The following is a 25,403-nucleotide window of genomic DNA, read 5'->3' as shown; positions in this document are numbered from 1 at the left end:
TAATCCCCCTTTATGCACATTTTTACTCCCCCTACCAACTTTTCAAAAGTTAGCAGAATACTTTTGTCTTTATTTACATTATTAATCCTCCAAACAAGTTTCGCATTAGCTCAAAATGCTCCTTTCATTACCGTTTGGCAAACGGATATTATATATGCTGGCTATAGCGAAGAAAATCAAATTAAAATCCCCGGGACAGGGACAGATTATTTGATAGAATGGGAAGAAGTAGGCAATGAAGCCAATAATAATGGAAGTGAAACTGGTACCGATGAGCATACCATCACTTTTCCTAGTGCTGGGACTTATAGAGTGAAAATAAGTGGTAATTTTACTAGGATTGATTTTAGTGGATTTCAAAATGATAAATCTAAATTATTAGAAATTGAGCAATGGGGCGACATTGCATGGACTACCTTCGTAGGAGCATTTGATGGATGTTCTAATTTGACATCCCAAGCAATTGATGCTCCTGATTTGTCAAATGTGACTGATCTTACTAGGATGTTTCGTAATGCGTATTCTTATAATGCTAATATTAATCATTGGAATGTTTCAAACATAACTAATATGGTTTCAATGTTTCTTGGAGCAGAAAGTTTTAATCAAGACTTAAATAGTTGGGATGTCTCTAATGTTACTAATATGAGTGGAATGTTTTTAATTGCAGAAGCATTCAATGGAAATATATCAAACTGGGATGTGTCACAGGTAAATAACTTCAACGTAACCTTTAGAGGAGCCTATAACTTTAATCAAGATATAAGTGGATGGGATGTGTCTAACGCAACCAATTTTAATGGAATGTTTTCTGAAGCTAGAAGCTTTAATCAAAACTTAGGTCAATGGGATATTAGTAGTGCGACTAGCTCTACAAGCCTAGGATCTATGTTTAATGACACAGGATTATCTTCCGAAAATTATGACAATATTTTATTAGGCTGGAGTCAGCTTACTACGCTGCCAGCGAACCTAACTCTAGGGGCACAAGGGCAATACTATTGTAATGAAGCTGTAAGAACGGATTTGATTACAAACTTTAATTGGACTTTTAACGGTGATGAATTAAGCTGTGGCAGACCATTTGTGTCAGTTTGGAAAACTGATAATCCTGGTCTTTCTAATAATAACCAACTGCTATTACCATTAGAGGGAAACTATATGGTTGTATGGCAGGAAGTAGAAGACCCTACTAATAAAGGGGTGAATTATGGTAGTGGTTTGACTACCTTGAATTTACCTAAAGCTGGCACCTATAGACTGAAAATCTCTAGTGATCTTAGGAATATAAGATTTGTAAATAATGGTGACAAGGATAAGATTTTAACGATTGAAAGCTGGGGTAATATAGCTTGGGATAGATTTGATGGGGCTTTTCATGGATGTTCAAATTTAGTATATCAGGCAAATGATAAGCCAGATTTAAGTAATGTTACTACAATGTCACTAATGTTTGCTGGAGCTTTAAATTTCAATGCAAATCTTGAAAGCTGGAATTTATCTAATGTTGAAAATATGGTTGGCATGTTAGATAATACAAGCATGAGTGAATTGAATTATCAAGCAACACTAAATGGATGGTTGAATAACCCTGCAACTCCTTCTGATATAAGTTTAGGCGTTATTGGATTAAGTTATTGTAAAATACCCGAGCGCGAATCTTTGATTAGTAATAAAAATTGGAGTTTTTCAGGTGATATAGAAAACTGCATAGATCCATTTGTTACAATATGGAATACCAGTAACCCTGGTATTAGTGCAGACAATGAGATAATTATTCCTACAAAAGGTACATTTAATCTTGAGTGGGAGGAGGTAAATAATATCAGTAATTCCGGTTTAGCTCGTATCAGTGGTAAAGCTAAAATTGAATTTCCTTCACCTGGGATTTATAGGGTGAAGATTTATGAAGGATTAACACAAATATTGTTTAACCAATTAGGTGTTGACAATAACAAAATTATTGACATTGAAAACTGGGGAGATATTACATGGCAAAATCTTAATTATGCATTTTATGATTGTGACAACCTGGAATGTAGTGCAACAGATATTCCAGATTTAAGTCAGCTAAACTCTTTAAATAGTACCTTCAGGAAAGCAAATAAATTCAATGGTGAAATAGGGAACTGGGATGTTTCAAATATAAATGACTTTTATTCAATGTTTTCTAATGCATCAAATTTTAACCAAGATATAAGTTCATGGAATGTTTCTAATGCTACAATTTTTTCATTTATGTTTCAAAATGCTTCAAATTTTGATCAAGATTTAAGTGCATGGGACGTGTCGAGTGTTGAAGATTTCGCCAGCATGTTTTCGGCTTCTGCCTACAACCATTCATTGGCTAATTGGTCAATAGAAAGTGCTACAATTTTGTATAATATTTTTCCACGTACTTATTCTAGAAAAAATTACCAAGCCACATTAAATGGTTGGGCTCAACAAGCAAATGTGCCTTCTGATGTTGAGTTGAGAGCATTTGGAATGGAATATTGTATTGGCTCTGGTAGAGATTTTTTAATAAACAGTAAAAATTGGACGATTACTAATGATCAATATTTCTGTGGTGAACCTTTCACAGTTGTTTTCAATACTGAAAATTCGGGTGTTTCTGCGGCAAACGAAGTTGAACTACCAATTTCAGGAGGTCCATTCTATTTAGAATGGGAAGATGTAAATGATTCTAGCAATACTGGTTCAGAGATAACTAGTGGGGCTAAGACTTTAGTATTCCCACACTCTGGTGTTTTTAGAGTGAAAATATCAGGCGATTTGGAGCAAATTAAATTTGCTGATAAAGGCGACAAGCTAAAATTAATAGCTTTAGAAAGTTGGGGAGACATTTATTGGCAATCACTTGATTCAGCTTTTATGGGATGTGCTAATATGCTCTATGAAGCTACTGATTATCCCGACTTAAGTAGTGTTAAAAACTTGAATTTCCTTTTTGCTGGGGCTACTAATTTTGATGCAAATATTGGCCGGTGGGATTTAAGGTTTATCGAAGAAATGGCTGGAATGTTGGATGGGACAGCTATGTCAGAAAATAATTATGAAATTACTTTAGAAAGATGGTTTGATTCATATAATTGCCCTAGTAACGTAAAAATTGGTGCTGAAGGAGTTAAATATTGTGTTTCATTAGGACGAGATAGTCTAAAACAGGTGAAAAACTGGACGTTTACTGGAGATCAAGAATCATGCGGAGAATCATTTATTACTACATGGGACACTCGAAATGCAATAGATGGCTCCACTACTACCTTATTTCTACCTATAAGAAACAATATTAACGAATTTTTTAGAGTTCATTGGGAAGAGATTGATAACAACACTAATAGTGGAGATACTATTTTTAAATATAACGATCCAATTTTAATTTTTGATTCACCTGGTGTTTACAAAGTTTCAATAGTAGGAAAGACCAACCGTGTAAGATTTACAACCGAAGGAAATAGTGAAAAAAACAAATTAATTTCTATTGATCAATGGGGAGATACCAAATGGGAAGCTCTAGCATTCGCATTTAAGGACTGTGATAGCTTAAAATATAATGCGACTGATGCTCCCGACTTGAATAAAGTGACAACTTTAGAAAGTATGTTTGAAGACACTCACTTATTTAATGGAAACATTAATAACTGGGATGTTTCCAGTGTTACAAATATGGATCACATGTTTCAAAATGCTAAATCTTTTAATCAAGATCTCGATACTTGGGATGTATCCCAAGTGACTTCTATGGTAGAAATCTTTTCAGGGGCTGCATCTTTTAATGGCAATATTTCTAGTTGGGAAGTATCTAATATTTCAAGCTTTGAAAAAATGTTTTATGAAGCTACTTCATTCAATCAAAGCTTGGGTAATTGGGATATTTCAAATGCTATTGATATGCATGGATTGTTTGAAAATACTGCTTTAAATCAAGTAAATTATGAAAGTACATTGAATGGTTGGGCACAATTAGCAACTGTACCCGATTCTATTGCACTTAGTACAATTGGTTTAATCCATTGCAATTCATCTGCTCGATCTTTCTTAATTGATCAAAAGGGATGGAATATAATAGGAGATATAAATATATGTTCTGATCCATTTATAACAGTGTGGAAATCTGATAACCCTGGCTCTTCAGATGATAATCAAATAATAATTCCTGCTCGCAATTACGGTTATTATAGTATAGAATGGGAAGAAGTAGGTAGGCCATCGAATAGTGGGTTAATAAATGCTTCTGGTATTAAAACTATTAGCTTTCCTAATCCAGGAACATATCAATTATCTATTAGAGGAGATTTACGGCAGTTCCGTTTTAGAGGTCTAGCTAATCTTAATGACACTGATAAAATTATTGAGATAAAGCAATGGGGGGCTCTTGAATGGGAATCATTTGAAAATGCTTTTTATCAATGTAGCAACTTGCAGTATAGTGCCGTGGATGCACCAGACTTAACTAATGTTACAAGTTTAGAAGGCATGTTCTCTTCTGCTTATAAATTTAATGGTCAAATAAATAATTGGGATGTGTCTAGTGTTACCGATATGAGCTATATGTTTTCTAGTGCTACTTCTTTTAATCAGGATTTAACTAATTGGGATATCTCTAATGTTACCAATATGAGCTATATGTTTAGTTATACTGGTTTAGACACCTATAATTATGATAAAACACTCATCAGTTGGTCAGAACTAGAAAATTTATCCTATAACGTGAATCTTGGTGCTATAAATATGAAATACTGTTTATCTGAAGCCGCCAGAGACAAGTTGATTAATGAAAAAGGCTGGACGATAAGTGGAGATACTAAAGATTGTAAAGAAACTTTTATTAGTACTTGGAAAACAGATAATGATGGTTCAACTGAAAACAATCAGATAAGCATCCCTGGCATAGGAACTGATTACATCGTGCATTGGGAAGATGTGGAAAATACTGAAACCAGTGGGCAGGAAACAGCCAGTTATGCCCACACCGTCACTTTTCCTCAGGCAGGTACTTACCGTATTAAAATTTATGGAGATTTCTCAAGCATAAATTTTTCAGACTTAGGAGATAAATCCAAGATTCTAGATATTGAAAACTGGGGTGATATACAATGGACTTCCATGAACACCGCTTTTGCTGGTGCTGAAAATTTAACGATATCAGCTAATGATGCTCCTGACCTATCTCAAGTCACCGATATGTCACGTATGTTTTATAATGCTAAGTCTTTAAATCAGGATATTAGTCATTGGGATGTAAGCACAATAACTAATATGTCAGATTTATTCCATGGAGCGTCCTCTTTTAATCAGGATTTAAGCAACTGGGATGTTTCCAATGTCACAAAAATGACTCGCATGTTTGCCAATACCGCTGCATTTAATCAAGATTTGAATAGCTGGAATACAGCAAATGCGGAAGAAATGGATTTTATGTTCTGGGACGCTGATTCTTTCAAGGGAAATATAGGTGAGTGGAACACATCAACTGTAAACAGTATGTGGGGAATGTTTTATGGGGCTGATGCTTTCAATACTGACATCTCAAATTGGGATGTGAGTGGCGTGACCAATATGACTGAGATGTTTCGAGCAGCCGCTGCTTTTAATCAAGATATCAATAACTGGAATACAGCCAATGTTACGGATATTTCAGGTATGTTCTATGAAGCCACTTCCTTTGATCAAAATTTAGGAAGTTGGAATTTATCAAATGCCGGTAGCTTATTTGAATTTCTAACAAATTCAGGATTGTCTATTCAAAACTATGATTTATCTCTTGAAGGCTGGGCAACAAATGGCAATATCCCATCTGATATTGCCTTGAGTGCAGAGGGATTATTTTATTGCGCCTCGGCAGAATATCGACAGCAATTGATAGACGATTTTGGCTGGAACATTATGGGAGATGAGACTTGTAGCTTAGCAATACAAGAAACAATGCCAGCAGCTGAAGCCACTTCAGTAGAAAAGGATACTGAAATCTACCTTACTTTTGATCAAGAAATTGAAGAGATAGATTTAAATGGAATTACATTGAGGGATGTAAGCGGTAGCCAAATTTCTCTAACTGATATTTATATTGATAGCTTAACATTGCATTTGGTGCATAGTGGATTAGGTTTCAATACTTATCAAGTTGAAATGCCTGAAAGCAGTATCATAAGTAGCACGGGTAAAGAAAATGAAGCCATCAGCTGGTCGTTTACTACTCAAAGAATATTGAGTTCAAAGGAAGAACAAAAACCAATTGATCATTCTGCTTTTCCAAACCCTTTTTCTGATATCACAACTATTCAATTTAACCTACCGCAAACACAGTCGGTTAACTTATTGGTTTTTGACCTAAAAGGGCAACTAGTAAGACAAGAGAAATATGATATTCTTGGTTCAGACAAACAGTCTATTAGGTTTGAGAGAAATGATTTACCTGCTGGGTTTTATCGTTATCAGTTGCAATCTGCTGGTGGAACAGTTGGTGGAAAACTGTTGATTAAGTAATGTATTACATTGAGTACTTTATAGGCACAAGCGGATGCTTGCGCTATTGTAAGTCATTTCAGTTTGTTGCTGAATGAATGGTTCAAGCGTCCGCTTGGACCCTAAGAGGATTAAGATACTAATGGCAGGTTAATGATAAAATAAGTGTTGAAATAAGCATCTTAAAAAGCCATCTTGAAAATTTTGAGGTGGCTGTTTTCATATCAATCAAACCCTAAACCCTATCACCAACATATCATCGGTTTGTTCCATTTCGCCTTGCCATCTTTTCATTTCCATTTCAAGGCTTTTGCGTTGTTCCGGAAGACTTTTATTTGATATGCTTTCTAAGAGGGTCTTAAATCTTTTACGCAGGTATTTTTTCTGCGTATTGAATCCAAATTGATCGGCAAAACCATCTGAACTCAAATAATAAGTTTGATTTTCTTCAAAGTCGATTTCTTGATAAGTGAATTTCTTTTCCGGAGTGTTGAAGTACTCCCCTACTGTGAAATTATTCCCTTTAAATTCTCTCAATTTATTATGCTCCACCACATATAGTGGTCTTTTAGCACCTGAAAAAGTAACAACTTTATTTTCATAATCAATTTTACATAAAGCGACATCCATGCTATGATTAGTTTTGGTCACCTCCTTTTGTTTTAGGATTTCCATGACTTTAATATCCAATTTAGTTAAAATCTTATTCGGCTCAATTTCTTTTTCTTCGTTTACAATTTGATTCATGGTAGCATTGGCAATCACGGTCATAAAAGCACCAGCTACACCATGACCAGTGCAGTCAATCAACGCCAAAATATCACAGCCTTTCTGACGAGAATACCAGTAAAAATCACCGCTTACGATATCTTTAGGCTTATAGAAAACAAAAGAAGCAGTAAGATTCTCCTTAAAATTATTCTTATTCATGATACCTTCCTGAATACTCTTAGCATATTCAATGGAATCTGTAATATTTTGATTCCAGCTTTCCAATTTCATTTTTTGTATTTCTATTGCCTTTTTACTTTTAAGGATTTCTCTATTCTGATATTCTAATAATGATTTTGCTTTCCTGTTTTGCTTAAATTTTAAAAAGGAGATTATGGCCAATGCCAACAATAAAATAGAAAAGCCAATTGATCCATAAATATAAAGCCTGCTATTTTGGTACTGTAAATCCTTAATTTCAGATTCTTTTTTCAGCAAGGCTATTTCTTTTTCCTTTTGCTCTAATTCAATACTTTTTTCTAACTCAGCGATAGATCTACGAGATTTTTCGTTGAAAAGGCTATCATTCATAATGTGAAATTGATTCATATAGACATATGAATTCTCAAGGTCATTCAAATGCAGATAAACTTCGGCAAGTGTACTATAGGCATCCAGTAATATTGGCTTAGCATTAATATTTTGAGCAATTTCTACAGCATCTAATGCGGCATCTCGAGCTGCCAAGTGATTCCCTCTCGCATTGTGAAGGCGCGATATTTTGACCAAGGAGCCTGAAATTCCAAATTTATTATCTGCTGCTTCTTCCTTTTTTAAGGATTTGTTGAAATAATAAAGTGCACTATCATATTGCTGTTGATTGAAATATATCTTGCCTATATTACTAAATGGATCAAATAAATTAGTTTTATCATCACTGACCTGATAAATCTCCAAGACTCTTCTATAATAATCAATAGCTTCTTTTTCTTGTCCGTTGTCTAGATATATATTTCCAATATTATTAAGAATTCGCAATAATCTGGAGGAGTCATTAAGTTCTTCAAATATGATTTTTGCATCAGAATAATAATCCAACGCCCTTTCAAAATCCTGATTTATAGAATAGATGTTTCCTATATTGCTTAAAGCTTTTGCCGCACCTGATTTTTCACGTAGGGAATCATATAAATTGAGTGCTTCTTTAAAATACCTTAAAGCTTGATCATAGTCACCCTTTTGTTTGTGATAAACTCCTAAATTGTTGTTGGCTGTTGCTTCCCCCTTGAGGAAACTAATCTTTCGAGAAATCTCTAATGCGGAGGTGGCATAAGTAAAACTCTTAGATGGTTCGCTGGCATATTTAATTTTAAATAAATTATTTAACCTGATTACCTCCGTACTATCCTTCTTGTTTCCTTTCCTCTGCGCATATAAATCCAAAGAATTAACGAAAAAGCAAGAAAAAAACAGGGTGTAAATTATGTACTTTGTTGCTGCCTTAAACATCTTGCTAAGATGCTATAAATATTTGAAAAAGTAACATTTGGAATATAAATTCCATCCCAAATTTTGTGTGATTAGTAGAATAGTTTATACATTAATTAGGACAAATAGGATTTGAATTTACAACCTAAATTCAACTCCTAGTGTCACTATACCGAACTTTAAAAGTGAAATTAATTATTAATCTATGAGCTATACTACTAAACTTTTAACCTTAGGATTTATACTCTTGGCAATGAGTTCTTGTGATAATTGGGAACGAGTGCCAGATTTTGATGTGGAACAAGTAGAAGGTTATCGTCCTATTTATGCAACTGAAAGTGAGCAGAAAGTCAAAAATTTACCGGCAAGAAAAATTGAAAATCCTGGTAAAATTTACACTATAAATGATTTCTTACTGGTAGTTGACCAATTAAAGGGGATTCATGTTTTTGACAATAACAATCCTGAAAACCCACAAAACGTTGGCTTCATACAAATTACCGGAAGCAATGATGTTGCTGTGAGAGATAATATTTTGTATGCAGATCAAGCTACTGACTTGCTTGCAATAGACATTAGCAATCCTGAAAATGTACAAATCGCTTCAAGGGTTAAAAATGTATTCCCTTTTGGCAGTCAATATCCACAACAACAAGGGGTTTACTTTGAGTGCCCTGATCCTGATAAGGGACTTGTGATTGGATGGGAATACACTACTTTGAATTCACCAAAATGCTATCGCTAATTTTAAGAAAAAAATATATAAAAGATGAAAATTACTAAACTATCAATTATACCAATACTGACTTTTTTAGCAGTTTTAATTACCTTTTCTTCATGCGATTCGGACACAGAATTTGATTCAAGCGGGGAAGGAAAAGGAGGTTCAATGGCAAGATTCACTTTCCTTAAGGGCTATTTGTATATAGTGGATGAAAGTACTTTAAAAACTTTCGATATTAGCAATCCTGAAAACCCTACCTTATTAGGAACTGAAGAAGTGGGAGCTGGAGTAGAGACTATTTTTCCCTACGAAAATTATTTGTTTTTAGGGACTCAATGGGGAATGAAAATATATTCAGTTGAAAACGGACCGACTCCAAATTTCATGTCAGATTTCGAACATTCCTTCTCATGCGATCCGGTTGTCGTTTCCAATAGCATAGCGTATGTAACACTAAGAAGTGGGACTACCTGTCAAACTGGTCAGGATAGAATGGAAGTTGTGGATGTATCCGATTTAAGAAACCCAGAATTGTTAACAACTATCCCCATGGAGAATCCACATGGATTGTCTGTGAGCGATACTGTACTTTTCGTTTGCGAAGGAGACTTCGGTTTTAAGGTATTTAATATTAAAGATAGATCAAACCCTGAGTTAATTTCGCACTATGATAGCATTCCAAGCTATGATGTAATCACAAATTACGGCAGAAAAGAATTGATTATTACTGGCAAAAAAGGGATATTTCAATACGATTATAAGAATCCTTATGAATTGAAAGAACTGAGTCAAATATTGAGCTTCCCAGAAAATGAATAGATTACTTACTATAACAATTTTCTTCTTTTTTATTTTTCATAATTTAACAGCACAAAACCAAGAGTCGGATTCATTAAAACGATCAAATCTAAATAAGATTACTCCCTATATTTCTCTCACTTCAGCTTTTGAAAAATATAGCTCTTTTGATATTGGCTTTTCAAAACCTACTAAAAATGGCAATTCCATAGGAATGGATTTAGGCTACATTTATGATATTAGTGCTTTTAATACTGAAATCCCAGATTCTTGGTATCAAAATACATATGGTGTAAAAGCATATTTCTATTATAGGATCTTTATAAATGAAAGCGACCCCTATCCCCTCAATTCTAAAATTTTCATAGACATCGAACCACAAATCTTTTGGGCAAGTTTTGAAAGTGAAAGAATTGCTGGATATAGCTGCAATGAAGACTGGGGGGACTGCGAGTATTATCGTTTTTTTGATTCAAGAGTTGATCGCCTAATCCCAGGTTTAAACTTTAAGTTAGGTAAAATTTATAAATATGATCCATTACAGTTTACATTATTCATGGGTTTCGGAATAAGGCATGTAATTGAATTTTCAGACTTGATGAATGATCCAGCTCCAGATAAAATCTTTAATAAAAGAGGAGAAATGAGTAATTTAGGAACTGGGACTTTGCTTAACTTGAGACTCGGTTTTCAAGTCGGCTATAACTTTTGGAATTAAAAAAAGCTTACCATCGGGCAAGCTTTTAAATCTATATCTTCAATATTTGTTTTATTACTTTCTCACTTGTCCATTTCCTAGGACGTAGTATTTGTTCGTCACTAATTGCTTTAAACCTAGTGGTCCTCTGTGGTGCAACTTGTCCGTACTAATGGCTAACTCTGCTCCCACGCCCATCTGACCACCGTCAGTAAATCGGGTTGATGCATTATGGTAAACAGCTGCACTGTCTATTTGCTCCATAAATTTCTCAGCATCGGCCTGAGTTTCAGTTAAAATAATATTGGAGTGACCTCCAGAATACTTATTGATAAAATCGATAGCATCATCTAATCCATTAACTGAAGTCATAGCTGCTTTCATAGCTAAAAACTCTTCATACCATACATCCTCGTTATCAATTTTTTCATTGGTCTCTAGTTGACCAATAACTTTACCACTCGCTACAATTTGAACACCTTTATCAGTTAAGGCTTTCTCAATAGCTCTAAGTGTTTCCTCAAACTTAGGATGATTTTCATCTACCAAAATTTTATCTAAGGCATTGCAACCAGAAATTTTATCGGTCTTAGCATTAATGAGCACTGGAATAACTTTTTCCATATCAGCATCTGGTGCTATGTAGGCAAAATTATTTCCTCTACCACTAACCAAAACAGCACATTTTGCATGCTCTTTAACAAAACCAATTAATTTTTCTCCTCCTCTAGGCACAATTAAATCTAAAGGTTGGTCAGGATTTCTTAAGAATTCCTGAGTTGTCGGCCTGTCCATTTTCAAATATTGTATCCAGCTTTCAGCTAGGCCATTATCCTGTAATGATTGGTGCCAGCATTTTACTAGCTCTTCATTACTATGGTGTGCTTCTTTACCACCTTTCAACAATATTTTATTATTGGCTTTAAATGCTAAAACAGCCGCTTCAATAGTCACATCCGGACGAGATTCATAAATGATCATGATGGTTCCGAACGGAGCTGCTTTATTAGTTATGTGCAAACCATTCTCAAGTTTATCTTCACTGATTACAGTTCCAACAGGATCGTCCTGATCTTTAACTTCCTTCACCGCTCTGATCATATCATCAACCTTTGCTGAATCTACAACCAAGCGGTCATAAAGTGCCTGATCATCTCTGTCAAATGCATCTAAATCTCTTTTATTTGCAGCAATAATAGCATCTCTATTCTTATCGAGATTATCTATCATTGATTGTAAAACTGCATTTTTGATTTCTGTATTTAAAAGCTTCATAAAAGCGTTATATTTTAGTTAAAAATAAATTCCCAGGGGAAAGCTTACTATTCATCCTCTTTATAAATCCTGGTTCCTACATCTTTACCATGCACTATGTCGATGATAACATCTTCACGTTTACCATTTGCGATGTAGGTAACAATATCCTTTGACGCAGCACCTTTAGCTACATTGATCTTGGATTCCATTCCTCCTCGACCTTCCCCTTCTTTTTTATCGGATTCTTGGATAAATTGTTCCACTTCCTGATCAGTACTGACACTTTTGATCACATTAGAATCGTCATGATCAGGGTGACCATCAAATATTCCATCAGTATCTGTCAGTAAAATTAGTGCATCTGCATCCACAAGTTCAGCTACCAAACTTGCCAATTCATCATTATCAGAAAACATGGACATTGATAATGAAACGGCATCATCTTCATTCGCAATTGGAATTATTCCTTGCCCTAGCAGGCCTTCATAGCAATTGATCATATTATCTCTATGCCTACCAAAATCAAAATCCCTTTTAGTTGCCAAAACCTGAGCACATCGCATTCCATAATCATGGAAAATACTGTAATAATGACGCATCATCCTTGGTTGCCCAACTGCAGAGTATACCTGCCTTCTTTGGGCAGCATTATCAATTGTATCAATTTCATTATCATCTAGCACTTCCTTTCCTGCTATAACAGAACCAGAAGAAATCAATACTGTCATAACATCTTCTTCATATAGGCGTGCTACTTGATCTACTATTCTTTTCAAAATAGGTACCACAATGCGATTATCCTTATTGGTCATCACATTGGTACCGATTTTAACTACAATTCTTTTACTATGTGTTTTCACAATTCAATATTATGTTTACGATTCTTTTCCTAATTCAACAGCTCTGTTGAACGCTGCATAAGCTGCATCTTCAATTAATTGCTTGATATTATTATCTTCCATTGAATCCAAGGCAGCGCGAGTTGTACCTCCTTTTGAAGCAACTCTTTTCATCCAACCTTCAGGACTTAAATCTGATTTATTAAATAATTCCACAGCTCCTTCGAAGGTAGTTCCAACTAATACTTTTGAATCATGGACAGAAAATCCCATTTTCTTGGCTGCTTCCATCATGGAATGCATAAAATAGAAAACATAGGCAGGCCCACTACCAGAAATCCCTGTAGAAGCATCCACATCATTTTCCGTATCTAATCTTACAGATCGACCAGTAGTATCTAATAAATTTTCAACTGTGGAAAGCTCTAATCTTGAAACCTCATCAGAAGCTGTAAAAGAAGTCAGTCCTTTTCCAACTTGAGCAGGAAGATTTGGCATTGCTCTAACTACTTTAGTTATTCCCAAACCGTCTTTCATACTCTGAATGGTTACACCAGCCATAATGGAAATAACAATCTGATCAGGAGACATCATTGGCTTAAGCTCCTCAAACAACTCATCAGTATGATACGGTTTAACAGCGATGAATATAATGTCGGCTTTTGGAAGACAGTCTGACAGATTAGTGAAAACATCAAAACGACTAATTTTCTTAAGTTCTTCAGTTTTTTCAGCACTGGTATCTGATATCATTAAGTTGTGATTAGATAAAAACTCAGATTTCACCAAGGCTTTTGCATAAGCTAAGCCCATATTTCCAGCTCCTATTACAAGTACTTTCATAAGTAAATTTTTGTTTATTAAATATAAAGAATTAATTCCAATTGTACCTCTGCCTATGCAAGCATTGTGCATCTAAACCCATTTTTCAATTGAAATCAATAATAACGGAAAAAAATTTTAATTACAATTGACTGATTATCAATTAATTAAATTGAATTACTGAAGAAATTGAAATTAATTTCAACTTTATTTACAACTCGTTAGTCAGTACGCCATATAGTCAAAAAGCTGCAATAATGACAGACTGGTTTGCAATTATCAATAAATGGCACACTCAAAAGCAAGTCTGATTTCATTATCTTGTAGCTTACGAAACATTAATAAATTAATTCCATTTATATTATAGGTTACTTTTTAAAATCTCTATACAATTAAACTAACTTTTCCAATGTCTTCAAACCATCAAGATGCTCAACATCATCATGATCATAATGATCAGAATGGACATAACCATAATGAACACGATCATCACCAACATCATGCTCAGATGATAGAAGATTTCAAAAAGCGATTTTGGATTTCAATTATTATCACAATCCCTATCATGGTTTTGGCTCCCATGATTCAAGAATTATTAGGATATGAATTAAGGTTTCAATTTGATCGATACGTTCAATTTGCTCTGTCTACGATAGTCTTTTTCTATTGTGGATATCCTTTCCTAAAAGGGTTAAAAGATGAGATTGAAGATCGCAAACCAGGCATGATGACCTTAATCGCACTGGCTATAAGTGTGGCCTACTTTTATAGCTCAGCTGTAGTTTTCGGGCTGGAAGGTAAAATTTTCTTTTGGGAACTAACTAGTCTTATTACTATCATGCTTTTAGGACACTGGATTGAGATGAAGTCGATAATGGGTGCTTCTGGTGCAGTTGAAGAATTGGCGAAATTACTTCCCTCAACCGCCTTAAAAGTGGATGAAAAGGGAGATACGCATGAAGTAAAAATATCCGAATTGGAAGCAGGAGATTTAGTACTGGTAAAACCCGGAGAAAAAATCCCTGCCGATGGAATTATTGAAAAAGGCAAAAGTGATATTAATGAATCCATGATAACAGGTGAATCAAAACCAGCAAGCAAAAAAGAAGGCGATGAGGTAATTGGTGGTTCTGTTAACGGTTCTTCCTCTATTCAATTTAAAATCAAAGAAGATAGCGAAGGTTCTTATTTGAATAAGGTAGTGGAAATGGTGAAATCCGCTCAAGAGACAAAATCCAAAACACAAAATCTTGCCAATAAAGCGGCCGCTTGGCTATTTTACATTGCTCTTTTTTCTGGCTTTACAACTTTAGGCGTATGGTTGTGGCAAGGTAAAGAATTTGATTATGCACTGGAAAGAATGGTAACTGTTATGATTATTGCTTGTCCACATGCTTTGGGCTTGGCAATGCCTTTAGTTGTGGCTATTTCAACTTCTGTCTCTGCTCAAAACGGACTACTGATAAGAAATAGAACTGCATTTGAAAATGCTCGCAATATCACCACCATTATTTTTGATAAAACAGGGACACTCACAAAAGGAAATTTTGTAGTCAATCAGTTTAAAAGTACTTCTAGTGAATATGAAAATAAAGGCATACTTAAAATGGCGGCATCTTTGGAGAGAGAATCCGAACATCCCATTGCAACAGGCATTGTAAAGAAACACGAAGAAGAAAAACTAGATTTTCATGACATTTCTGATTTTGAAAACCTCACAGGTGAAGGTATTCAAGCAAAAATCAACGGTGAGTCAATTAAAGTTGTCAGCCCTGGCTATTTGGAAGAAAATAGTATTGAATTACCTGAAGATACAAAAAATGAAAAAGCAGAGACGATAGTTTATATTCTGAAAGATAAAAATTTGATAGGCTATATTTCTTTGGCTGATGAAATAAGGGATGAATCTTATGAAGCTGTGAAAATATTGAAAGAAAATGGCTTAAAAGTCATCATGGCTACAGGAGACAATAAGGAAGTGGCTAAATCAGTCAGTAAAGAATTAGGCTTAGATGATTATTATGCGGAAGTACTTCCCGAGGATAAACAAAAGATCATAGAAGATCTGCAAGAAAAGGGCGAAATAGTAGCCATGACAGGCGATGGCGTAAATGATGCGCCTGCACTTGCCAAAGCAGATGTAGGAATTGCAATAGGATCAGGAACGGATGTGGCAGCTGAAACAGCTGATATCATTTTGGTAAACAGCAATCCAATGGATATAGTGCATCTGCTTGCATTTGGAAAATCAACTTATCAAAAAATGATGCAAAACTTGTTCTGGGCAGCAGGTTATAATATTGTGGCTATCCCTATGGCAGCTGGAGCATTGGCTTTTGCAGGAATTATTTTAAGTCCTGCCGTTGGCGCAGGTTTAATGAGTTTAAGTACAATTATAGTTGCACTCAATGCTCAATTGCTGAAAAGGAAGATGAAGAATTGAACTTTATTCAAATGGATTCCTCCTAAACTATAAATTCAGCCCATATTGTAATTCGATTATTAAATACCTTAACCTTTGACTTATTAAAAAATGAATTGATAAATTGCATATCGATCACCCAATAAGTCCGATAAAAGTGTACAAAGTATTTTTCATTTTTCTAATCTTTTTTAATCTGACTTGTGTAGGCCAGTCTATTCAAGAATTGAAAGAAGATTTAAAGAATGCCAAATCCGATTCTCAGCGGATGAGTTTATACTATGAGCTAAGTTCTGAATATCAATTCAATGATAATGAAAAAGCCATTTCATATGCTGAGCAATTACTGGAATTAGCCAAAAAGAAGAAAGACACTACCAATATTGTTTATGGTAAAGCCATGATCGCTTATTCCTACTATAATTTAGGAGCTCTTGATAAATCCTTAAAAATAAATTTGGAAGCTCATGAAATTGCAAAAACATCAAAAAATGAAAAGTTAATAGATTATATCATTACCCACCTTGCGCTTATTTATGATGAAATGGGTAATTATGGAAAAGCCTTAGAATATTATAGATATAATATCCACTACGCAAAAGAAAACGACCTACCTCAAGACCAGATGATTGGTTTATTGAACATTGCTGATATGTATGTCCGAATGGAGGAATATGATTCTGCGGAATACTATGCTGAGAAGGCTATTAAATTCGAAGAGGAAAGTGAAGAATACGTTAGATCTATTGCTTATATCAATTATGGAGTCGCTTTAGAAAAAAATAATAAGTTTGACAAAGCTTTGATCTACCTTTTACGAGGTTTAGAAATTCAATACACATCATCACCAGATTTTGCTGCCATCAGTGAAGCTTATGTTACTATTTCAAACATTTATGTAAAGAAAAAGCAATTAATTAATGCATTGCAATTTGCTGATTCCTCCATTAACAGTGCGAAAAAATCGGAATCTAACTATTACCTAAGAAAAGGATACGAACTGAGAAGTAGCATTCATAAATCTTTGGGAGATAATGCAAAAGCTTATAATGATCTGAAAAAATACGTTGAGACTAATGATAAAATTTACAATGAAGAAACAACGGAAAAATTTTTAGAGCTTCAGGAATTATATGAAGCAAAACAGCGGGAAGCAGAAATAAATCTACTCAAACAAGAGAGTGAATTAAGTAAAGAATCCATCACCCAAAAAAATATTGTAATAATAGGCTCATTGATCATTCTCCTACTACTTGCTCTATTTTTAGCTCTGTACATAAGCAGAAACAGATTAAAACAAAAAGCACTGACTTTGTTAGACGCTCAAAAACGTGAGATAGAAGAAAGGAACTTCCAATTGGGTGAGATGACTGAAGAGCTGAAAAGCCAAAAAGAGGAAATAGAAACGCACAGAGATCAGCTTTCAGAGGCTTACGGTATACTGGAAAAACGAAATCAGGATGTAACTGATAGTATCAACTATGCTCAAAAGATTCAAAATTCACTATTACCCGATTTAAAAACCATCAAAAAAGCCTTACCTCAGTCATTCATATTTTATAAAGCCAGGGATATTGTAAGTGGTGATTTCTATTGGTTTCATCAGAAATCCATCAATGGAAAAGATATCAAATTTATAGCTTCTATTGATTGTACAGGGCATGGCGTTCCCGGTGCTTTTATGAGTATGATTGCAGATGCCTTACTTTCTCAGGTCATTATTGAGTTGGATTACAATGAACCTGCTAAAATTTTAACTGAAATGGACAGAAGGCTTAGAATCATGCTGAAGCAAGATGAAAGTTATGGTAATGATGGAATGGAAATTGGGCTGTGCACCATATATGATGGCAAAATGGAATTTTCAGGAGCAGGACATAAGTTGATTTATTTCGAGAATGGTGATATAAACATTCTAAAAGACAACCGCTATTCTATTGGGGAAAGTTTTATCAGTCATCAAAAAATGAACTTTACAAATCATACTATTTCAATTGACAGCCCAAAAATGTTTTACCTTTTTTCCGATGGCATCCAAGATCAATTTGGTGGCCCAAAAGATAAAAAATTAGGAATAAAGCACTTGAGGAGAAACCTAACCTCCATTCATCAGGATTCAATTCATTTGCAAGAAAGACATATAAAAGCAATGGTGGAGAACTGGAAAGGCACCGAAGAACAAGTGGATGATATGCTTTTAATAGGGTTTAGATTGACTTAGAATCTAGCCGCCATTAACAAACTCAACTCTTTATATTTCAAATCAAACTTTTTGGCAATGTGCATATTGGTTAAACTGCCCTTGTAAGTATAAACACCTTTCATAAACCAAGAATGGGTGAATATCATTTCTTCAATGCCTCCTACATCGCCCGCCTGAAGCAGCATAGGCGTTAAAATATTGCTCACTGCATTGCTTGCCGTCCGAGAAACTCTTGATGCTATATTTGGAACACAGTAGTGAATCACATCATATTTCTTAAATGTAGGATTATCATGAGAAGTCACTTCAGAAGTTTCTACACAACCACCTTGATCAATACTAACATCAATAATTACTGCATTTTTACGCATATTCATGACCATCTCTTCGGTCACTATGCAACCGCTTCTACCCTTTTCAGCTCTAACTGCGCAAATTAAAACATCGGCCTCCGTTAACGAATCACTTAACATTACCGTGTCCATTGAACTTGTATGAATAGGCTGACCAATAGCATGTTTTATTCTCCTCAGCTTATACAAGTGATTATCATATATCTCAATATTTGCACCCAAACCCAATGCCGCACGAGCCGCATATTCGCCTACAGTTCCTGCACCGAGAATCACCACTTTAGTAGGTCTAACACCGGTTATCCCTCCTAAAATAATGCCTTTCCCATTATTCAAATTACTTAATAATTCAGTAGCAATTTGAATTGCAGAAATACCAGCAATTTCACTCATTGCCCTCACCATCGGCATTCCACCTACTTTATCTTCAATCAATTCAATTCCAATGGCGGTAATTCTTTTCTCATTAATAAGCTGAAAATACTCTTTATTCAATTGCCCAACTTGAAGTGCGGAAATCAAAAAACTGCCAGGCTTGAACATTTCAATTTCCTTTTTAACTGGCGGTTCAATCTTAACTACTAATTGTGCTTCAAATGCTTCTTTAGAGGAATAAACTATTTTGGCGCCTGCATCACTATATTCATTATCGGTGAAATTACTACTCAAGCCCATTCCACTTTCCACTATCACTTCATGCCCATTATTGGATAATAATGCAACTGCCCCTGGCGTAAGCGGAACTCTTTTTTCTTGTAAGGAAATCTCATTGGGAATTCCAATCTGCATGGCATTTTTACCTCTTTCTACTGCCAATAATTCTTCTTGTGGATAAAGGGCACCTTTGCGTGCAAGAACGTCAAAGCCTTTTCTTGAAATCTCCTTAGCCATGCTTACTTATTTTAAAATTCCTTTTAGTCTGTTCATTGGAAAGAGTAATCTCAATCAATAAAAATTGATCAGGAATAAAAGAAGGTACCATTTCTGGCCATTCTATCAAACAAAGCGCACCAGAGTAGAAATAATCTTCCACCCCGATTTCAAAGGCTTCTTGCTCATTTTTAATTCTGTAGAAATCAAAATGATAGATTTCTCCCATTTTGGTAGAATTATATTCATTTACCAAGCCGAATGTTGGACTGCTCACATGATCTTCTACTTCTAGATATTCACAAAGCTGGCTGATACAAGTAGTTTTTCCGCCACCCATTTCAGCTTTAAACAACCAAACTTTATGATTTTTCCCAAAATCATAAATGTCAGCTACTACCGTAGGCAAATCATCTAAATGTATGTCCGAAAATGATATGTTTTCAGAGATTTCACTTTCCATCTTTCGAAGTTAATGAAATAATAGGAATTATCATTTCTTCCATCGAAACTCCTCCGTGCTGAAAGGTATCTTTAAAGTAATTTACGTAATAATTATAATTATTGGGATAGGCGAAAAAGCTCTCCCCTTTTGTAAAAACATAGGATGTGCTCACATTTATGGTGGGTAAATGAAATCTTTCTGGCTTAGGAGCTTCTAAAATATCGTTGCTCTTCTTAAATCCCAGATTCTTCCCTTGTTTATATCTTAAATTACTGTTTACATTCCGGTCACCCACAATTTTAAATGGCTTTTTCACTCGAATGGTGCCATGATCAGTGGTTATAACAACTTTGGCTTTCTTTGCTGAAACTCTTTTTAATAGCTCCAAAAGAGGAGAATGCAAAAACCAGCTTTTAGTTAACGAACGATATGCCGATTCATCGGGAGCTAATTCACGAATCATTTTCATATCAGTTCTGGCGTGTGAAAGCATATCCACAAAATTATAAACCAACACATTTAAATCATGATCCATCATAGCAGATACATGATCTAAGACCTGCTTTCCTTGATTCACATTTACAATTTTGTTGTATGTAAATTTTCCTTGAACATTCTTCCGCTTCAATTGTCTTTCGATGAATTTATCCTCAAAATTGTTTTTACCTTCATCATCATCTTCTGTCACCCAAAGATCTGGATGCTTTTTAGCCATTTCATCTGGCATTAGCCCTGAAAATATGGAATTACGGGCATATGCAGTGGTTGTAGGCAAAATAGAATAATAATTATCCTCTTCTTCAATATTAAAGTATTTAAGGATTTCAGGCTCAATTAGTTTCCATTGATCAAATCGTAAATTATCAATTACTATAAAAAAGACTGGCTCATCTCCCATTTTCGGAAAAACCTTTTCTTCCATTAATTTATGGCTCAATAGTGGGGCTTCATCTTCGTATTCATTCAACCAATCCTCATAGTTATCATCTATGAATTTCGCAAAATTCGTATTAGCTTCAACATGCTGCATGGCAAGTACTTCCGACATGCTCTGGTCATCTGTTTCATCTATCTCTAAGTCCCAGTAAACAAGCTTTTTATACATTTCAGCCCATTCTTGGTGATCCATATCATCTCCAAAAGCCATACTTATATTGCGAAAATCTTGTTGATAGCTTTGGTTTGTTTTCTCCGTGACCAAACGTTTATTGTCCAAAATCTTTTTAACTGAAAGTAATATCTGGTTAGGATTAAGTGGTTTAATCAAATAGTCGGCAATCTTAGAGCCGATTGCCTCCTCCATGATATATTCCTCCTCACTTTTAGTAATCATCACCACAGGAGTATTGGGATTATTGCTCTTGATAAGGCTCAAAGCTTCCAATCCTGTCATACCCGGCATATTTTCGTCTAGAAAAACAACATCAAATTTTTGTTCTTTACATAAATCTACTGCCTCCGAACCATTATTAACTGGAGTAATTTGATAACCTTTGTTCTCTAAAAAAATAATGTGGGGTTTTAGCAGATCTATTTCGTCATCTGCCCATAAGATTTGATAATTTTGCATAATATATATTTGAGCCTTTAAAATTAGTTGATTTGAAAAAGTTAAAAAAGGTAAACGATCCTATTTACGGATTCATTACAATTAAAAGTGAATTACTTTTCAGTATTTTTAACCACCCTTATTTCCAACGCTTACGCAGGATACGGCAATTGGGTTTGAGTGAATTGGTTTACCCTGGTGCCACCCATACTCGTTTTCATCATGCATTGGGCGCAACTCATTTAATGGGTATGGCTTTGGATCATTTGAAGGAAAAAGGAGTCAGTATTAACGAAATCGAATATGAATCTGCTCAAATTGCTATTTTACTTCATGACATAGGACATGGTCCTTTTTCACATGCTTTAGAGTACAGTTTAATTAAAGGAATAACGCACGAAAACATTTCTTTACAATTCATGAAAATGCTGAATAAAGAATTTTCAGGGCAATTGGACACTGCTATTGCAATGTTCAAAAATTCCTACAAAAGAAAGTTTTTCCATCAACTCATTTCTAGTCAATTGGATGTTGATAGATTGGATTACCTCAATAGGGATTCATTCTATACGGGCGTTTCAGAAGGCAACATCAGTGTGGACAGAATCATAAGTCATTTGGATGTAATTGAAGATGAAATTGTAGTAGAAGAAAAGGCCATCTACAGTATTGAAAATTTCTTGAATGCACGAAGATTAATGTATTGGCAAGTTTACTTACACAAAACTGCTTTAAGTGCTGAAAGAATGTTAGTCCATTTAATGAGTAGAGCAAAAGAAGTCCATAGCCTTGACCACATCTCGCCAGCTCTAAAGTATTTTCTAGAAAATAATTTCACATTAGAGGAATTTCAAGAAAATCCTGAAATTGTTCATCAATTTTCTAAATTGGATGATTCTGACATTTGGCATGCCATCAAAGTTTGGGAAAGCAATAAAGATAAAGTGCTTAAAAATTTAAGTCAAAGGATACTGCAGCGAGATCTATTCAAAATTAAATTAGGTAATGAACCACTTAAAAAAGCAGATATCAACAAGTTAAAGGGAAAAATCGCACAAGAATTCAATCTTCTAAATAAGGAATCCGCCTTTTTCCTTTCTCACGGTGAGGTTACAAATTCAGCCTATGTTGAAGGAGGGAAAAGCATTAAAATTATTACCAAAAAAGGACATTTAATGGATATTGCTCAAGCAGCCGATTTACCAAACATCAAAGCTATGAGTAAAATTGTCAAAAAATATTACCTATGCCTACCTAAAAACGTATCTTTGTAAATTATAGCAACCATAATCAATGTAAATGGAGTTTAGCGTAAATCAAATAGCCGGAATAATCGGTGGAACTGTTGAAGGTGATGGTGAAAGAACAGTTGATAATCTGGGAAAAATAGAAGAAGGCAAAGCCAAAACCATTAGCTTTCTGTCAAATGACAAATATGAGAACTACATATATAAATCAGATGCAGCTGCCATTATTGTAAAAAATAATTTTTCACCAAAGACCCCTATCAAACCCGCTTTAATAAAAGTTGAGGACCCTTATTCTGCCTTTACTAGGTTATTGGAAGAATACAATAAGATCATGTCCTACGCAAAATCAGGTGTGGAAACTCCAGCTTTTATGGGGCAAGGAAGTTCTGTTGGTGAAAATATTTACAGAGGAGCTTTTTCCTATATAGGCGATAATGTAAAGATTGGGAATAATGTTAAAATATACCCGCAGGCACACATAGGAGATAATGTTATGATTGGTGACAATACCATCATTTATCAGGGCGTAAAAATTTATGCTGATACTAAAATTGGCATGAATTGTAACATACAAGCAGGTGCAGTAATCGGAAGTGATGGTTTCGGTTTTGCTCCTCAAGCAGATGGGACTTACAAAACCATTCCCCAATTAGGAAATGTAATCTTGGAAGATAATGTCAGCATTGGTGCCAATACAACGATTGATTGCGCAACTTTAGGATCTACGATCATCCGAAAAGGAGCGAAAATTGATAACCTAGTTCAAATTGCTCATAATGTAGAAGTGGGCGAAAACACTGTAGTTGCTTCACAAGCAGGGATATCAGGAAGCGCAAAATTGGGTAAGAACTGCGTAATAGCGGGCCAAGTTGGAATAGTAGGACACATTGAAATTGCTGATCGCACTACAGTTAGTGCAAAGGCCGGTGTCTCTAAGTCAGTAAAACAAAGCGGTACAATTCTATCTGGAATGGTTGGTTTTGATCATAAGCAATTCCTTAAGGCAAGTACTTTATTTAAAAGGTTACCGGAATTACACCAACAAGTTCAGCAATTGGAAAAAATAGTTTTAAATTTGCCGTCTGAAAAAAAGAACTAAATGTATAATAAGCAGCACACTATTAAGAAAGCGGTAAGTGTTTCTGGAGTAGGACTTCACACCGGTCATCAAGTAACTTTAACTTTCAAACCTGACGAAATCGATAGTGGTATTAAGTTTCAAAGAGTAGATCTTCCTGAAAAACCAATTATTGAGGCCGATGCTGACTTGGTAGTTGACACTTCAAGAGGAACTACTATTGCTAAAGGAGAGGCTAGAGTATCAACCGTAGAGCATGTTTTATCTGCTTTGGTGGGGCTTCAAATTGACAATGTTTTGATTGAAGTCGATGGTCCTGAAACTCCGATCATGGACGGAAGTGCCAAGCTTTTTTATGAAGCACTCGAATCAGTAGGATTAGAAGAACAAAATGCACTAAGAAACTTTTTTGAGATTCCTGAAGGTATTTTTCTTACAGATGAAAAAAAGAATGTAGAAATGGCATTACTGCCAGTGGATGACTACAGGGTTACGGTCATGATCGATTATAACTCTAAAGTACTAGGGAGCCAGCATGCTTCATTAAATAATATTGCAGATTTCAAGCAAGAAATATCTACTTGCAGAACATTTGTTTTTCTTCATGAACTACAGCAATTATATAATAACAACTTAATCAAAGGAGGCGATCTAAATAATGCCATTGTTGTTGTTGATAAATTGGTTTCTGATGATGAATTGAAGGAACTGGCTAAAATTTTCAACAAACCACATATTGAAGTTAAAGAAGAAGGAATTCTCGACAATATTGAATTGAGATTTAAAAACGAACCTGCCCGACACAAATTATTGGATGTAGTAGGTGATTTGGCTTTGGTAGGCAGACCAATTAAAGGTCAAATTTTAGCTGCTCGTCCAGGTCACTCGACTAATGTGGCTTTCGCACAGAAAATTAAAAAATATATCAAGAAAGCAGAAAAATCTGCTCCGAAATACGATCCTAATGCCGAGCCAGTAATGGACATTGACGGGATTTCTGCAATGCTGCGCCATAGATATCCTTTTCAGTTAGTGGATAAAATTATCCACCAAGATCACAAAACGGTAATTGGCTTAAAAAACATCACAATTAATGAGAATTTCTTTCAAGGTCATTTCCCTGGAAATCCTGTAATGCCTGGTGTTTTACAAATTGAGGCAATGGCTCAAACTGGCGGAATACTGGTATTGAGCTCCGTTGATGATCCATCAGAATATTGGACCTATTTTCTTGGAATCGATAATTGCAGGTTCAGGAAAATGGTGAGGCCCGGTGATACGATTATCCTAAAGTGCGAACTTTTAGCTCCTATAAAAAGAGGTATTGCCAAAATGCAAGGATATGCGTATGTAGGAAATAGTGTTGTTAGTGAAGCCACGCTAACTGCAAGAATTGTTAAAAAAGATGAAGAATAAACCTCATCTGAGG

The 25,403-nt window shown here is 35.0% G+C and carries 16 protein-coding genes; 9 read left to right on the top strand and 7 right to left on the bottom strand.

What is annotated here, in order from left to right:
* The first annotated feature begins 12 nt into the window (after positions 1 to 12).
* Positions 13 to 6,489 carry a BspA family leucine-rich repeat surface protein gene (locus tag FTRAC_RS19505; protein WP_013455660.1) on the top strand — a complete coding sequence of 2,159 codons (6,477 nt, stop codon included), beginning with the start codon at positions 13 to 15 and terminating at the stop codon, positions 6,487 to 6,489.
* A 207-nt stretch (positions 6,490 to 6,696) separates the two neighbouring features.
* Here the strand turns inward: FTRAC_RS19505 and FTRAC_RS17725 are convergent, their stop codons facing one another.
* Positions 6,697 to 8,688, bottom strand: coding sequence for a tetratricopeptide repeat protein (locus FTRAC_RS17725; protein ID WP_013455659.1), 1,992 nt, complete (start codon positions 8,686 to 8,688; stop codon positions 6,697 to 6,699).
* 184 nt (positions 8,689 to 8,872) lie between these two features.
* On the opposite strand from FTRAC_RS17725, the gene FTRAC_RS17720 reads away from it, so the two are divergent.
* Genes FTRAC_RS17720 through FTRAC_RS17710 form a run of 3 tightly spaced genes read left to right on the top strand, consistent with a single transcriptional unit; the run spans position 8,873 to position 10,907 of the window.
* Positions 8,873 to 9,412, top strand: a complete 540-nt coding sequence (locus tag FTRAC_RS17720) for an LVIVD repeat-containing protein (protein WP_013455658.1) — start codon at positions 8,873 to 8,875, stop codon at positions 9,410 to 9,412.
* Between the two features lie 24 nt (positions 9,413 to 9,436).
* Positions 9,437 to 10,210, top strand: a complete 774-nt coding sequence (locus FTRAC_RS17715; protein ID WP_013455657.1) for an LVIVD repeat-containing protein — start codon at positions 9,437 to 9,439, stop codon at positions 10,208 to 10,210.
* The gene (locus FTRAC_RS17710; RefSeq protein ID WP_013455656.1) at positions 10,203 to 10,907 is read left to right on the top strand and encodes a hypothetical protein; all 705 of its coding nucleotides are present in this window, start codon (positions 10,203 to 10,205) and stop codon (positions 10,905 to 10,907) included. Before FTRAC_RS17715 ends, FTRAC_RS17710 begins: the two co-directional genes overlap by 8 nt.
* A 54-nt stretch (positions 10,908 to 10,961) precedes the next feature.
* On the opposite strand, the gene FTRAC_RS17705 is transcribed toward FTRAC_RS17710, so the two are convergent.
* The 3 genes from FTRAC_RS17705 to proC are packed head-to-tail and all read right to left on the bottom strand — an operon-like array spanning position 10,962 to position 13,825.
* Positions 10,962 to 12,161 (bottom strand): glutamate-5-semialdehyde dehydrogenase, encoded by a 1,200-nt coding sequence (locus tag FTRAC_RS17705; protein WP_013455655.1) that lies wholly within the window; start codon positions 12,159 to 12,161, stop codon positions 10,962 to 10,964.
* Positions 12,162 to 12,208: 47 nt separating this feature from the next.
* Positions 12,209 to 13,003 carry a glutamate 5-kinase gene (gene proB, locus FTRAC_RS17700; protein WP_013455654.1) on the bottom strand — a complete coding sequence of 265 codons (795 nt, stop codon included), beginning with the start codon at positions 13,001 to 13,003 and terminating at the stop codon, positions 12,209 to 12,211.
* A gap of 15 nt (positions 13,004 to 13,018) precedes the next feature.
* On the bottom strand, positions 13,019 to 13,825 hold the full coding sequence (gene proC / locus FTRAC_RS17695) for a pyrroline-5-carboxylate reductase (RefSeq protein ID WP_041650890.1): 807 nt from the start codon (positions 13,823 to 13,825) through the stop codon (positions 13,019 to 13,021).
* Between the two features lie 388 nt (positions 13,826 to 14,213).
* Here proC and FTRAC_RS17690 point away from each other — a divergent pair, with 388 nt between their 5' ends.
* Positions 14,214 to 16,247 carry a copper-translocating P-type ATPase gene (locus FTRAC_RS17690; protein WP_013455652.1) on the top strand — a complete coding sequence of 678 codons (2,034 nt, stop codon included), beginning with the start codon at positions 14,214 to 14,216 and terminating at the stop codon, positions 16,245 to 16,247.
* 136 nt (positions 16,248 to 16,383) lie between these two features.
* Positions 16,384 to 18,447, top strand: a complete 2,064-nt coding sequence (locus tag FTRAC_RS17685) for a SpoIIE family protein phosphatase (RefSeq protein WP_013455651.1) — start codon at positions 16,384 to 16,386, stop codon at positions 18,445 to 18,447.
* Here FTRAC_RS17685 and FTRAC_RS17680 read toward each other — a convergent pair.
* The 3 genes from FTRAC_RS17680 to porX are packed head-to-tail and all read right to left on the bottom strand — an operon-like array spanning position 18,444 to position 21,667.
* The gene (locus FTRAC_RS17680; RefSeq protein WP_013455650.1) at positions 18,444 to 19,673 is read right to left on the bottom strand and encodes an alanine dehydrogenase; all 1,230 of its coding nucleotides are present in this window, start codon (positions 19,671 to 19,673) and stop codon (positions 18,444 to 18,446) included. The two genes, FTRAC_RS17685 and FTRAC_RS17680, sit on opposite strands and share 4 nt — an antisense overlap.
* The gene (gene tsaE / locus FTRAC_RS17675; RefSeq protein ID WP_013455649.1) at positions 19,666 to 20,115 is read right to left on the bottom strand and encodes a tRNA (adenosine(37)-N6)-threonylcarbamoyltransferase complex ATPase subunit type 1 TsaE; all 450 of its coding nucleotides are present in this window, start codon (positions 20,113 to 20,115) and stop codon (positions 19,666 to 19,668) included. The genes FTRAC_RS17680 and tsaE overlap by 8 nt, the downstream gene beginning before the upstream one ends.
* Complete coding sequence (gene porX / locus FTRAC_RS17670) at positions 20,105 to 21,667, bottom strand: T9SS response regulator signal transducer PorX (protein WP_013455648.1); 1,563 nt, start codon at positions 21,665 to 21,667, stop codon at positions 20,105 to 20,107. Before porX ends, tsaE begins: the two co-directional genes overlap by 11 nt.
* Before the next feature lie 32 nt (positions 21,668 to 21,699).
* On the opposite strand from porX, the gene FTRAC_RS17665 reads away from it, so the two are divergent.
* Genes FTRAC_RS17665 through FTRAC_RS17655 form a run of 3 tightly spaced genes read left to right on the top strand, consistent with a single transcriptional unit; the run spans position 21,700 to position 25,390 of the window.
* A complete protein-coding gene (locus FTRAC_RS17665) occupies positions 21,700 to 22,920 on the top strand; it encodes an HD domain-containing protein (protein ID WP_013455647.1) in 1,221 nt (406 codons plus the stop codon).
* A 25-nt stretch (positions 22,921 to 22,945) separates the two neighbouring features.
* On the top strand, positions 22,946 to 23,995 hold the full coding sequence (lpxD, locus tag FTRAC_RS17660; RefSeq protein ID WP_013455646.1) for a UDP-3-O-(3-hydroxymyristoyl)glucosamine N-acyltransferase: 1,050 nt from the start codon (positions 22,946 to 22,948) through the stop codon (positions 23,993 to 23,995).
* Complete coding sequence (locus FTRAC_RS17655) at positions 23,996 to 25,390, top strand: bifunctional UDP-3-O-[3-hydroxymyristoyl] N-acetylglucosamine deacetylase/3-hydroxyacyl-ACP dehydratase (protein ID WP_013455645.1); 1,395 nt, start codon at positions 23,996 to 23,998, stop codon at positions 25,388 to 25,390.
* Positions 25,391 to 25,403 lie beyond the last annotated feature (13 nt).

Source organism: Marivirga tractuosa DSM 4126 (assembly GCF_000183425.1).
GTDB classification, from domain to species: Bacteria; Bacteroidota; Bacteroidia; order Cytophagales; family Cyclobacteriaceae; genus Marivirga; species Marivirga tractuosa.
The sequence above is the reverse complement of the archived record's forward strand: the minus strand, read 5'-3'. Positions and strand labels throughout refer to the sequence as shown.

Excerpts from the sequence above, each read along its gene's own strand:
- FTRAC_RS19505 (WP_013455660.1), top strand. The coding sequence starts at position 13 with ATGCACATTTTTACTCCCCCTACCAACTTTTCAAAAGTTAGCAGAATA.
- FTRAC_RS17655 (WP_013455645.1), top strand. The coding sequence starts at position 23,996 with ATGTATAATAAGCAGCACACTATTAAGAAAGCGGTAAGTGTTTCTGGA.
- FTRAC_RS17690 (WP_013455652.1), top strand. The coding sequence starts at position 14,214 with ATGTCTTCAAACCATCAAGATGCTCAACATCATCATGATCATAATGAT.
- porX (WP_013455648.1), bottom strand. The coding sequence starts at position 21,667 with ATGCAAAATTATCAAATCTTATGGGCAGATGACGAAATAGATCTGCTA.
- lpxD (WP_013455646.1), top strand. The coding sequence starts at position 22,946 with ATGGAGTTTAGCGTAAATCAAATAGCCGGAATAATCGGTGGAACTGTT.
- proC (WP_041650890.1), bottom strand. The coding sequence starts at position 13,825 with ATGAAAGTACTTGTAATAGGAGCTGGAAATATGGGCTTAGCTTATGCA.
- FTRAC_RS17680 (WP_013455650.1), bottom strand. The coding sequence starts at position 19,673 with ATGGCTAAGGAGATTTCAAGAAAAGGCTTTGACGTTCTTGCACGCAAA.
- FTRAC_RS17705 (WP_013455655.1), bottom strand. The coding sequence starts at position 12,161 with ATGAAGCTTTTAAATACAGAAATCAAAAATGCAGTTTTACAATCAATG.
- tsaE (WP_013455649.1), bottom strand. The coding sequence starts at position 20,115 with ATGGAAAGTGAAATCTCTGAAAACATATCATTTTCGGACATACATTTA.
- FTRAC_RS17720 (WP_013455658.1), top strand. The coding sequence starts at position 8,873 with ATGAGCTATACTACTAAACTTTTAACCTTAGGATTTATACTCTTGGCA.
- FTRAC_RS17715 (WP_013455657.1), top strand. The coding sequence starts at position 9,437 with ATGAAAATTACTAAACTATCAATTATACCAATACTGACTTTTTTAGCA.
- FTRAC_RS17710 (WP_013455656.1), top strand. The coding sequence starts at position 10,203 with ATGAATAGATTACTTACTATAACAATTTTCTTCTTTTTTATTTTTCAT.
- FTRAC_RS17725 (WP_013455659.1), bottom strand. The coding sequence starts at position 8,688 with ATGTTTAAGGCAGCAACAAAGTACATAATTTACACCCTGTTTTTTTCT.